At 51.7% G+C, this 11,985-nt stretch carries 10 protein-coding genes; 9 read left to right on the top strand and 1 reads right to left on the bottom strand.

Annotated features, from left to right (window positions below):
* Positions 1-313 precede the first annotated feature (313 nt).
* The 5 genes from HMPREF3066_RS08665 to HMPREF3066_RS08645 all read left to right on the top strand — a co-directional run bounded on the left by HMPREF3066_RS08665 (position 314) and on the right by HMPREF3066_RS08645 (position 6,153).
* Positions 314-1,531 carry an aspartate kinase gene (locus HMPREF3066_RS08665; protein ID WP_045073804.1) on the top strand — a complete coding sequence of 406 codons (1,218 nt, stop codon included), beginning with the start codon at positions 314-316 and terminating at the stop codon, positions 1,529-1,531.
* A 427-nt stretch (positions 1,532-1,958) separates the two neighbouring features.
* On the top strand, positions 1,959-3,269 hold the full coding sequence (locus tag HMPREF3066_RS08660) for a paraquat-inducible protein A (protein WP_070442175.1): 1,311 nt from the start codon (positions 1,959-1,961) through the stop codon (positions 3,267-3,269).
* On the top strand, positions 3,266-4,927 hold the full coding sequence (gene pqiB / locus HMPREF3066_RS08655; protein WP_003769024.1) for an intermembrane transport protein PqiB: 1,662 nt from the start codon (positions 3,266-3,268) through the stop codon (positions 4,925-4,927). Before HMPREF3066_RS08660 ends, pqiB begins: the two co-directional genes overlap by 4 nt.
* Positions 4,927-5,445: a PqiC family protein gene (locus HMPREF3066_RS08650; RefSeq protein ID WP_070442170.1), complete on the top strand. Its 519-nt coding sequence runs from the start codon at positions 4,927-4,929 to the stop codon at positions 5,443-5,445. Before pqiB ends, HMPREF3066_RS08650 begins: the two co-directional genes overlap by 1 nt.
* Before the next feature lie 66 nt (positions 5,446-5,511).
* Positions 5,512-6,153: a glutathione S-transferase family protein gene (locus HMPREF3066_RS08645; RefSeq protein ID WP_070442167.1), complete on the top strand. Its 642-nt coding sequence runs from the start codon at positions 5,512-5,514 to the stop codon at positions 6,151-6,153.
* Between the two features lie 90 nt (positions 6,154-6,243).
* Here the strand turns inward: HMPREF3066_RS08645 and HMPREF3066_RS08640 are convergent, their stop codons facing one another.
* On the bottom strand, positions 6,244-7,284 hold the full coding sequence (locus HMPREF3066_RS08640) for a sensor histidine kinase (protein WP_003755259.1): 1,041 nt from the start codon (positions 7,282-7,284) through the stop codon (positions 6,244-6,246).
* A gap of 77 nt (positions 7,285-7,361) precedes the next feature.
* Here HMPREF3066_RS08640 and argH point away from each other — a divergent pair, with 77 nt between their 5' ends.
* The 4 genes from argH to HMPREF3066_RS08620 all read left to right on the top strand — a co-directional run bounded on the left by argH (position 7,362) and on the right by HMPREF3066_RS08620 (position 11,791).
* On the top strand, positions 7,362-8,741 hold the full coding sequence (gene argH, locus HMPREF3066_RS08635) for an argininosuccinate lyase (protein ID WP_070442163.1): 1,380 nt from the start codon (positions 7,362-7,364) through the stop codon (positions 8,739-8,741).
* 224 nt (positions 8,742-8,965) lie between these two features.
* Positions 8,966-9,625: a (d)CMP kinase gene (cmk, locus tag HMPREF3066_RS08630; RefSeq protein WP_070442160.1), complete on the top strand. Its 660-nt coding sequence runs from the start codon at positions 8,966-8,968 to the stop codon at positions 9,623-9,625.
* A 155-nt stretch (positions 9,626-9,780) separates the two neighbouring features.
* A complete protein-coding gene (rpsA, locus tag HMPREF3066_RS08625) occupies positions 9,781-11,466 on the top strand; it encodes a 30S ribosomal protein S1 (RefSeq protein WP_003759201.1) in 1,686 nt (561 codons plus the stop codon).
* A gap of 10 nt (positions 11,467-11,476) precedes the next feature.
* Positions 11,477-11,791: an integration host factor subunit beta gene (locus HMPREF3066_RS08620; RefSeq protein WP_003744632.1), complete on the top strand. Its 315-nt coding sequence runs from the start codon at positions 11,477-11,479 to the stop codon at positions 11,789-11,791.
* Positions 11,792-11,985 lie beyond the last annotated feature (194 nt).

The raw sequence follows: 11,985 nt of genomic DNA, 5'->3' as shown, positions 1-11,985 counted from the left end.
TGGGGGAAAGGCTTTTTTGCAAAGGTCTCAACTAGTATTTTGTACTGATTGATTAGAAAAATATAACAAGATGCAACTATTAGGTTTGAAATAAAAAGTCGTCTGAAACCATATTTTCAGACGACCTTCGACATCCGACGGTCTGTTTGTCGCCAAAATCCAATTTATCCTTGAAATTCATGTAAACGACAGTAAAATACACAAAGATTTGCCCGCCTTTTGCCACAGCGTGAAAACCTGCTCAGACAGGCGGGAAGATTCCGACTTTGCAGCACCACGCTGCCCTACCAATCTCAAACAGAAAGCACGAAACATGGCGTTAATCGTACACAAATACGGCGGCACATCAGTAGGCTCACCCGAACGCATTAAAAACGTAGCCAAACGTGTCGCCAAAGCCCGCGCCGAAGGACACGACATCGTTGTCGTCGTATCCGCCATGAGCGGCGAAACCAACCGCTTGGTTGCGCTGGCGCACGAAATGCAGGAGCATCCCGATCCGCGCGAGCTGGACGTCGTCTTAGCTACCGGCGAGCAAGTGACCATCGGCCTTTTGGCAATGGCATTGAAAGACATCGGCGTGGATGCCAAAAGCTACACCGGCTGGCAGGTCGCCCTCAAAACCGATACTTCCCACACCAAAGCCCGCATCGAAAGCATCGATGACGAAAAAATGCGCGCCGACCTCGCCGAGGGCAAAGTCGTCATCGTCGCCGGCTTCCAAGGCATCAGCAGCGAAGGCGATATTTCCACACTCGGACGTGGCGGTTCCGACACCTCCGCCGTTGCGCTTGCCGCAGCCCTCAAAGCGGACGAATGCCAAATCTATACCGACGTAGACGGCGTTTACACCACCGACCCCCGCGTCGTACCCGAAGCGCGCCGCATGGATACGGTTACATTTGAAGAAATGATCGAACTGGCAAGTCTCGGTTCGAAAGTTTTGCAAATCCGTTCAGTAGAATTCGCCGGAAAATACAAAGTGCGCCTGCGCGTACTGAGCAGCCTGCAAGACGGCGGCAACGGCACCTTAATTACCTTTGAAGAGGACGACAACATGGAAAGAGCTGCCGTAACCGGTATCGCATTCGATAAAAACCAAGCCCGCATCAACGTACGCGGCGTACCCGACAAACCCGGCGTCGCCTATCAGATTTTAGGCGCGGTTGCCGATGCCAACATCGAAGTCGACATGATCATCCAAAATGTCGGCAGCGAAGGCACTACCGATTTCTCCTTCACCGTACCGCGCGGCGAGTACAAACAAACCATCGAAATCCTGACCAAACTGCAAGACAGCATCGGCGCCGCAGCCATCGACGGCGACGACACCGTGTGCAAAGTCTCCGCAGTCGGTTTGGGCATGCGTTCGCACGTCGGCGTTGCTGCCAAAATCTTCCGTACCCTCGCCGAAGAAGGTATCAACATCCAAATGATTTCCACCTCAGAAATCAAAGTTTCCGTCTTGATTGACGAGAAATACATGGAACTTGCCACCCGCGTCCTGCACAAAGCGTTTGATTTGGGTTAATCAGGTTGTATGCTTGAAAGGTCGTCTGAAATTTTATTTTCAGACGACCTTTTATTTTATTGTGGAAAAGTAGCCCAGTTTTTTGAATCAGGCATTTTTGAGTGAAAAGATTACAGGGGAGGGTGGTGGTATAGCGGATTAAAATTGCAATGATACAGCGTTGCCAACGCCCTTATATACTATCCGTAAACGGCCCCCGTTGCTGCTTTGCCTCATTTTTATTTTAATCCGCTATAACAATGTAGATATTTACTGTTTTGATTTACTCCGGCTTGTCAGATATAGGCAGTAACAGCAATGTTTTCAGACGACCTTTTGATGCCTTGATATTTTGATGTCTTGATATTTAGTGAGGTTAGGCTATCTTTCTGTTTTCCCTTATAATGCCGAGTCTTTCTATACACTTTTCCGTCCTCCCCCTTTTCCCATGAAACCGATTCCTAGCTATACGCGCTGGTGGCGTTATAAATCCTACCTGCCCGACGCATCGCTGCCGGCGCATACGGTGGATTGCCCGGACTGCGGCAACCGCATGGATATTCCGCGCCTGCGGCAGGGGCAGGAAGCGCATTGTCCGGTGTGCAATCATGAAGTGGTCGAGGTGGAAAACAATCCTTATGTTGCGCCGCTGGCTTACGCGACGACTTCGCTGATTTTGATGGCGTTTGCGTACAGCATGGTTTATATCCGCGTGGAACTCTTCGGCGTAACATCCGTCCTGTCGCTGCCTGAAATGATGCGGCTTTTGATTTATCAGGATTACGGCTTTCTGGCGGAAGTGATGTTCGTCCTCACTTTCGGTGCGCCGGTATTGTTTTTGCTGCTTTGTTTGTACGTTTATACCGCGTTGGTGCGCGAGCGGGCGTATCCTGCGCTGCGGTTTGCGACGCGGGTTTTGGTCAGGCTGCGTCATGCGATTATGGTGGATGTGTTCTTTATTTCCACTTTGGTGGCGTATATCAAGCTCTCGTCTGTGGCGGAGGTTGAATTCGGCTCGGCATTTTATTTGATGTTTGCGCTGTCGGTCATGCTGATTCGGACTTCAGTCTCGATTCCTCAACATTGGGTTTATTATAAAATCCACAGGCTGACGGGTGGGGATGCGGTGCAAACGGCATCCGAAGACAAAACCTGTTGCAGCCGCTGCCTGTATTTCAGCGATAAAGACGAGCAGCCTTGCGAGGTTTGCGGTGCGGATTTGTACCGCCGCCGCCCGAAAAGCCTGAGCATTTCGCTGGCGTTTTTGATTGCGGCGTTTATCCTGTATTTCCCCGCGAATATTCTGCCGATTATGATTTCGTCAAACCCTACCGCGCTGGAAGTCAATACGATTTTCAACGGCATTGTGTATATGTGGAACGACGGCGACAGGCTGATTGCGGTGATTATTTTCAGCGCGAGTATTTTGGTGCCGGTATTGAAGATTATCGCGATGGCGGTTTTGATTGCGTCTGCTTATTTCAAACCGCCGATGAGCGCGCCGAAAATGTCGGTGCTTTACCGGATTACTGAATCCATCGGCCGCTGGTCGATGATCGATATTTTTGTGATTATTATTTTGATGAGTTCGTTCCACACCAACATGGCGCGCGTCGTCCCCGGCGGGGCGGCGGTTTATTTCTGCCTGGTTGTGGTATTGACCATGCTGTCTGCCTATTATTTCGACCCCCGCCTGATTTGGGACAGGCAGCAGCAGCTTTCAGACGACCCCGATTCCGACGATAACCAGAAACAATGAAAAAACACGATTCTTCTCAAACGCATCGCGCACCCGCGCGCGTCAAAAAAACCAATGTCTTCACGTCCATCGTGTGGCTGATTCCGCTGATTGCGCTGATTGCGGGCGGCTGGCTGCTGGTAAAGGACATCCGCAACCGAGGTCCGGTCGTCACGCTTTTGATGGACAGCGCGGAAGGCATTGAAGTCAACAATACGGTGATTAAAGTGTTGAACGTCGATGTCGGACACGTTACCCGCATCAAGCTGCGCGACGACCAAAAAGGCGTGGAAGTCACCGCCCAGCTTAACGCCGATGCGAAAGACCTCATCCGCAGCGATACGCAGTTTTGGGTGGTGAAACCGCGTATCGACCAAAGCGGCGTAACCGGTTTGAGCACACTCCTGTCCGGTTCGTATATCGCGTTTACGCCGGGCAAAAGCAATGAAACGAAGGACGTATTTGAAGTGCAGGACATCCCGCCGATTGCCGCCATCGGGCAAAGCGGCCTGCGCCTGAAGCTGGTCGGTCAAAACGACAAAATCCTCAACGTCAGCAGCCCCGTGCTTTATGAAAACTTTATGGTCGGACAGGTAGAAAGTGCGCATTTCGAGCCTGCCGACCAAACCGTGCATTACACCATCTTCATCCAAAGCCCGAACGACAAATTGATTAATTCGGAAAGCCGCTTCTGGCTGGAGAGCGGCATCAATATCGAAACCACGGGCAGCGGCGTGAAACTCAATTCCGCCCCCCTGCCTGCGTTGCTTTCCGGCGCAATTTCGTTTGATTCGCCAAAAACCAAAAACAGCAAAAATGTGAAAAGCGAAGACAGTTTTACGCTTTACGACAGCCGCAGCGAAGTGGCAAACCTGCCCGATGACCGTTCGTTGTATTACACCGCGTTTTTCAAACAGTCCGTGCGCGGTCTGACCGCCGGTTCGCCCGTCGAATATAAAGGACTGAATGTGGGCGTGGTTTCCGACGTTCCCTATTTCGACCGCAACGACAGCCTGCATCTGTTTGAAAACGGCTGGATTCCCGTGCGCATCCGCATCGAGCCCTCGCGCATGGAAATCAACGCTGACGAACAAAGCAAAGAACATTGGAAACAACAATTCCAAGCTGCTTTGGGTAAAGGTCTGACCGCCACCATTTCCAGCAACAATTTGATTACCGGCAGCAAAATGGTCGAATTGACCGACCAGCCTTCGTCTTCGCCCAAGCTGCGACCGCACACCGTTTACGCAGGCGATACCGTCATTGCCACACAAGGCGGCGGTTTGGACGATTTGCAGGCGAAAGTGGCGGATTTACTGGAGAAATTCAACAATCTGCCGTTGGATAAAACCGTTGCCGGGTTGAACGGTTCGCTCGCCGAACTCAAATCCACCCTCAAATCTGCCAATGCCGCCCTAAGCTCTATCGACAAACTGGTCGGCAAACCGCAAACGCAAAACATTCCGAACGAGCTGAACCAAACCCTGAAAGAATTGCGCCAAACCCTGCAAGGCGTATCGCCGCAATCGCCCATCTACGGCGACGTGCAAAATACCCTGCAAAGTTTGGACAAAACCCTCAGAGACGTACAGCCCGTCATTAATACTTTGAAAGAAAAACCCAATGCGCTGATTTTCAACAGCAGCAGCAAAGACCCCATCCCGAAAGGAAGCCGATAATGCGCCTCTTCCCGATTGCCGCCGCCCTGACGCTTGCCGCCTGCGGCACCGCGCAAAGCCCGCAATATTTCGTCCTGCCCGACAGCCAATACATCCGGCCTGCGGCGCAAGGCAGTGAAATCGCGGTCAAAGTCAACCTTGCCGAACCGCTTGCCAGCGGCGGCCTCGTTTACCAAACCGACGCATATCATGTGAATCTGGCGAAAAACCACCTTTGGGCAGCACTGCTCGACGGTGCGTTGGCGGCAAACCTCAGCAACAAACTCAACCGCCTCAACCCGCGCCATACTTTCGTTCCCGCCTCGCGCAGCCAAAGCAGCCAAACCCTGAAAATCTATATCGAAGCCTTCCAAGGCAGCTATCAGGGGCAGACTACCGTCAGCGGCTACGCCCTATGGCCGGACGGACGCAACAAACCGTTTGACGTTACCACCCCGCAACAAGGCGACGGCTATACCGCCATGCTCGAATCTTTGGAAAACGGTTTGAACGAAGCGGCAAAAAGCATCGCCTATTGATGAGGTCGTCTGAAAACCCCCGCTGTGGGTTTCGCTAAAACCATTCATCGTGTAAAAGGAAGAAATATGCACAACATCACGCTCTACACCCATCCCTTTTCACGCGGCAGATACGTCGTATGGATGCTCAAAGAATGCGGCGCGGAATACACCGTCGTACTCGTCCAGTTCGGCACACAAATGAAATCCGCCGAATATCTCGCCATCAATCCGCAAGGGCAAGTCCCCGCGCTCAAATTCGGTGATGCCGTACTGACCGAATCGACCGCCATCATTACCTTTTTGGCAGAACAGTTCCCCGACAAACACCTCATCCCCGCCGCAGGTACGGTGGAGCGCGGCGAATACTACCGCTGGATGTGCATATTGATGCACCTCGAATACGCAGCCTTCAACAAATTGCACAACCTGCCCGTCGATACGCCCGAATGCCGCCGCCAAATCGGTTACGGCGATTTTGATACCGCATGGAACACCTTGCGCGAACACTTGAAAAACCGCGACTACATCGTCGGAAACAGCTTTACCGCGATGGATTTGTACTGCTCCGCGCTGATTCTGCACTTAACGCAAAATTGGAAAGTGTTGCCCGCCGATGAAACCGACGTATTGCAACGCTACGCCGCCAAACATCTCGCCCGCCCCGCTTTCGCCGAAACCACGGCATGGATGCTGGAAACCGCCGCCCAAATGCCGCCGGTGGCATAAATCAAGATTATTAAAACCAAAAGGTCGTCTGAAAACCCTTCGCAATCAGGTTTTCAGACGACCTTTGTTGTTATATTCGGCGATGTTTTCTCAACCGAACAGTCTGTTCACATCAGACGCTTTTTTGCGGTAAGGCAGGCGGATGTCGACGCGGAAAATGCCGTCGAGTTGGCGGCTTTGGATTTTGGCATCGTTGTCGTACATTAGCGTCAGGCGTTCTTTGAGGTTGTGCAATGCCATCGAGTTGCCTTTGTGCGGTTTGGCGTTTTCGCTGCTTTCGGGCGGGGTGTACGGGTTTTCAATGCGGATGTAGATGGATGATTTGTTGAGCTTGGTAAACACGGTAATCATGCCGGGGCGGTGGGTCGATTCGACGCCGTGGAAGACCGCGTTTTCCAAAAGGGGTTGGAGCAGGAGGTGCGGCGTTTCCGCGTCATCGGGCGCCTGGTGCTGCCACATCACCTGCACGCGCATATGGCCCATGCGGATTTGTTCGATGGCGATGTATTCCTGTGCCCACTCGATTTCCTGTCCTAAAGTGCTGCTTTGGCTGCCGTCACGCAGTTGGGCGCGGAACAGGTTGGCGAGGTTTTCCAGCAGGGTTTCCGCATCATACGGGCGAAGACGGATGAGGCTGATGGCGGCGTTGAGGCTGTTGAACAGGAAATGCGGGCGGATGCGGGCGGTCAGCGCGCTGAGGCGGGCTTCGGAAATCGAAGGCGCAAGGCCGTTCCGGCGCGAGGCTTCGTAATACATCAGCCCGAGCAGGAAAAGGTTGAACAGGAAGAAATGTTGCGAGAGCGTTCTGCCGTGTGTTTTCAGAATGAAGAAATCGACGATTGCAAATATCGATAAGTTCAAAAAATAGGTAATAATGACGCCGTAGGGCGATGTTTTGATGGCAGGGGTGAAGATATTGACGAAATAGGCTTTAACCAAAATCCCCAGTAATACGGGAAACACCCATTGGGAATGATGGTAAATCTCTGCGGAATAGGAGAGCGAAGAATCGCTGATCAAGGGTAGAAAGAACAGACTGCCCAAGACAATAATCAAAAGGCGCACGACTGTTGCCGAATTGCGCAGGTCCGGGACGGCGAATGTATTGTTGATTTGACGTATAATAGACATAAAATTTCCAACCGTTTTCTTTTAATGCGTTTATACGAGCCTTATTGGCTCTGTTATTTTATCTGAAGGACGAAACCATGAGTAAGGACAAAACCTGGTCGGGCCGTTTTAACGAGCCTGTTTCCGAACTGGTGAAAAAATACACCGGTTCGATCGATTTCGACAAACGGCTTGCAGAGTGGGACATTCAGGGTTCGCTGGCTCACGCGCAAATGCTTGTTCAATCAGGTGTTTTGAGTGAAGAAGATTTGGCGGCGATTCGTCAGGGAATGGCGGAGATTATAGCAGAAATCAAGGACGGTACTATTTCTTGGTCACTGGATTTGGAAGACGTCCACATGAACATCGAGCGCCGCCTTACCGAAAAAATCGGCGATGCCGGCAAACGCCTGCATACCGGCCGCAGCCGCAACGACCAAGTTGCCACCGACATCCGCCTGTGGTTGCGCGACCAGATTACCGTTATTCAAGACCTGATTCGAAGCCTTCAGACGGCCTTGGTCGATTTGGCGGAACAAAACGCCGAAACCGTCATGCCCGGTTTCACCCATCTGCAAGTCGCCCAACCCGTCAGCTTCGGACACCATATGCTCGCCTACGTCGAAATGCTCGGACGCGATTTCGAGCGCATGACCGACTGTCGCAAACGCGTCAACCGTATGCCGCTCGGTGCCGCCGCCCTTGCCGGTACGACTTATCCGATTCAGCGCGAAATCACCGCCGAATTGCTGGGTTTCGAACAAATCTGCCAAAACTCGCTCGATGCCGTATCCGACCGCGATTTTGCCGTCGAGTTCACCGCCGCCGCCTCGCTGATTATGGTTCACCTGAGCCGCTTGTCCGAAGAATTGATTTTGTGGATGAGTCCGCGTTTTGGCTTTATCGACATTGCCGACCGTTTCTGCACAGGTTCGTCCATCATGCCGCAGAAGAAAAATCCCGACGTTCCCGAACTCGTGCGCGGCAAGTCAGGTCGTGTCATCGGACACCTTATCGGCTTGATTACCCTGATGAAATCGCAGCCCTTGGCGTACAACAAAGACAATCAGGAAGACAAAGAACCGCTGTTTGATACCGCCGACACGCTCATCGACACCCTGCGGATTTACGCCGACATGATGCGCGGGGTTACCGTCAAACCTGACAACATGCGCGCCGCCGTGATGCAGGGCTTCGCTACCGCCACCGATTTGGCAGATTACTTGGTAAAAAAAGGCATGCCTTTCCGCGACAGCCACGAAGTCGTCGCCCAAGCCGTGCGCCACGCCGACCAAGCGGGCGTCGATTTGAGCGAACTGCCGCTCGAAGTCCTGCAAGGCTTCAGCGATCTGATTTCAGACGACGTGTACGGCGTACTGACACCCGAAGGCAGTCTGAACGCGCGCAACCACTTGGGCGGAACCGCGCCGGAGCAAGTGCGCCTCCAAGTGAAACGCTGGCAGGAGTTGTTGGCTTAAAAAGGAATAGATAGAAAGGTCGTCTGAAAACCAAAAATAGGGCTTTCAGACGACCTTTTCTGGTGAAGTAACTGGTGAATAGTCAGATTTGCTTTTTAACATTATCCCCGTAAAATTCCGGGTCGTCGTAGAACTTTAACCATTGCCCGCATATTCGAAAAATAAGATATTTTCGATGCATCTGTTTTCAGACGGCCTCCTACATTATTTCAGAAAGCCAAAATATGAATACCAAACAAAAAGTCATCGCCATAGACGGGCCCAGTGCATCGGGAAAAGGGACGGTCGCTTCCCGCGTCGCTCAGGCTTTAGGGTTCGATTATCTGGACTCAGGCGCGTTATACCGCCTGACCGCGCTGTATGCGAAGAAACGGGATGTGGAATGGAACGATGAAGTGGCGGTTGCCGCGTTAGCGGAAAATCTGCCCGCCCGCTTTGAAGGCACTCAGGTCTTTTTGGATGATGAAGACGTTTCGGGACAAATCCGCAGCGAAGCCATCGGCATGGGCGCTTCTGCAGTGGCGCAGTTGCCAAAAGTGCGTGCCGCTCTTTTGCAGCGGCAGCGTGATTTTCTGACGGGAAAAGGTTTAGTTGCCGACGGGCGCGATATGGGTTCGGTTGTATTCCCCGATGCGGCATTAAAGGTTTTTCTGACCGCAGGTGCGAAAATACGGGCGGAACGCCGTGCCAAACAAATCGGCATTCCGTGCGGAGGCTTGGAATTTGAAAGGATTTTGTCGGACATCGAGGCACGCGACGAAGCGGACCGCCGCCGCAGCATTGCGCCCTTAAAGCAGCTTCCCGACGCGGAGCTTTTGGATACGGGCGGGCTGAGTATCGAAGAAGCTGTAAAAAAAGTGCTTGATTGGTATCATAAAGTTTGAAATTTAGGGTATAATCCCTGCGTTTTGTTTCAGACGACCTTTGGAGCATCCGAAGGTCGTCTGAAATATTTATTTTCAAAGCCTGCCGTGCCAAGGGCGGCAGGCATTCTCCAACCTACCCCGCACCCCTTGGCGGTGTACCGAAAAGAGTATATATGACTATGGAAAATTTTGCCCAGTTGCTTGAAGAAAGCTTTACCCTGCAAGAAATGAACCCGGGTGAGGTGATTACTGCCGAAGTCGTGGCAATCGATCAAAACTTCGTTACCGTTAATGCAGGTCTGAAATCAGAATCTCTGATTGACGTTGCTGAATTCAAAAACGCTCAGGGCGAGATTGAAGTTAAAGTTGGCGATTTCGTTACCGTTACCATCGAATCCGTTGAAAACGGCTTCGGTGAAACCAAACTGTCCCGCGAAAAAGCCAAACGTGCTGCCGACTGGATCGCTTTGGAAGAAGCGATGGAAAACGGCGACATCCTGTCCGGCGTTATCAATGGCAAAGTCAAAGGCGGCCTGACCGTTATGATCAACAGCATCCGCGCATTCCTGCCGGGTTCTTTGGTTGACGTACGTCCCGTTAAAGACACTTCCCACTTTGAAGGCAAAGAAATCGAATTCAAAGTCATCAAACTGGACAAAAAACGCAACAACGTCGTGGTTTCCCGCCGCGCCGTTCTGGAAGCTACTTTGGGTGAAGAGCGCAAAGCCCTGCTGGAAAACCTGCAAGAAGGCTCTATCATCAAAGGTATCGTTAAAAACATCACCGACTACGGTGCATTCGTTGACTTGGGCGGCATCGACGGCCTGTTGCACATCACCGACCTGGCATGGCGCCGTGTGAAACACCCGAGTGAAGTTCTGGAAGTCGGTCAGGAAGTTGAAGCCAAAGTCCTGAAATTCGACCAAGACAAACAACGCGTTTCTCTGGGTATGAAACAATTGGGCGAAGATCCTTGGAGCGGCCTGACCCGTCGTTACCCACAAGGTACCCGCCTGTTCGGTAAAGTATCCAACCTGACCGACTACGGTGCGTTCGTTGAAATCGAACAAGGTATCGAAGGTTTGGTACACGTTTCCGAAATGGACTGGACCAACAAAAACGTACACCCAAGCAAAGTCGTACAATTGGGCGACGAAGTCGAAGTCATGATTCTGGAAATCGACGAAGACCGCCGACGTATCTCTTTGGGCATGAAACAATGCCAAGCCAATCCTTGGGAAGAATTCGCCGCCAACCACAACAAAGGCGACAAAATCTCCGGTGCGGTTAAATCCATCACTGACTTCGGCGTATTCGTAGGCCTGCCCGGCGGTATCGACGGTCTGGTTCACCTGTCCGACCTGTCTTGGACTGAAGCCGGCGAAGAAGCTGTACGCAAATACAAAAAAGGCGAAGAAGTTGAAGCCGTTGTATTGGCAATCGACGTTGACAAAGAGCGTATCTCTTTGGGCATCAAACAACTGGAAGGCGATCCTTTCGGTAACTTCATCAGCGTAAACGACAAAGGTTCTTTGGTTAAAGGTTCTGTGAAATCTGTTGATGCCAAAGGTGCCGTTGTTGCCCTGTCTGACGAAGTAGAAGGCTACCTGCCTGCTTCCGAATTCGCAGCCGACCGCGTTGAAGACCTGACCACCAAACTGAAAGAAGGTGACGAGGTTGAAGCCGTTATCGTAACCGTCGACCGCAAAAACCGCAGCATCCGCCTGTCTGTTAAAGCCAAAGACGCTAAAGAAAACCGCGAAGCTCTGAATTCAGTCAACGCTGCTGCAACCGCCAGCGCAGGTACTACCAGCCTCGGCGACTTGCTGAAAGCCAAACTGTCCGGCGACCAAGAATAAGGTTGCAGACATGACGAAGTCTGAATTAATGGTTCGTTTGGCAGAAGTTTTTGCCGAGAAAAACGGTAACCAATTGCTGGCAAAAGACGTCGAATACAGCGTAAAGGTTTTGGTTGATACCATGACCCGCTCGCTGGCTCGCGGTCAGCGTATTGAAATCCGTGGTTTCGGCAGCTTCGATTTGAACCATCGCCCGGCCCGTATCGGCCGCAACCCCAAAACCGGCGAACGTGTGGAAGTGCCTGAAAAACACGTTCCTCACTTCAAGCCCGGTAAGGAATTGCGTGAACGTGTGGACTTGGCTTTACAAGAAAATGCCAACTAAACCTGAGTAAACGAACGCCGCAGAAATGCGGCGTTTTTGTTGTCTGAAAATATGGTTCTCTATTGTTTTCGTAATTTGGGTGGAATTTGTAATGGAAAATTCATAGGGGCGTCTGAAATCATCTATAATACGTTTCTTTTAATGATTGCCCGTTGATAAAACGTATAGTGGATTAACTTTAAATCAGGACAAGG

Source organism: Neisseria sp. HMSC03D10 (assembly GCF_001807625.1).
Classification (GTDB): Bacteria; Pseudomonadota; Gammaproteobacteria; order Burkholderiales; family Neisseriaceae; genus Neisseria; species Neisseria mucosa.
Note: the sequence above shows the minus strand (reverse complement) of the source record. Positions and strands in the feature narration are given on the sequence as shown.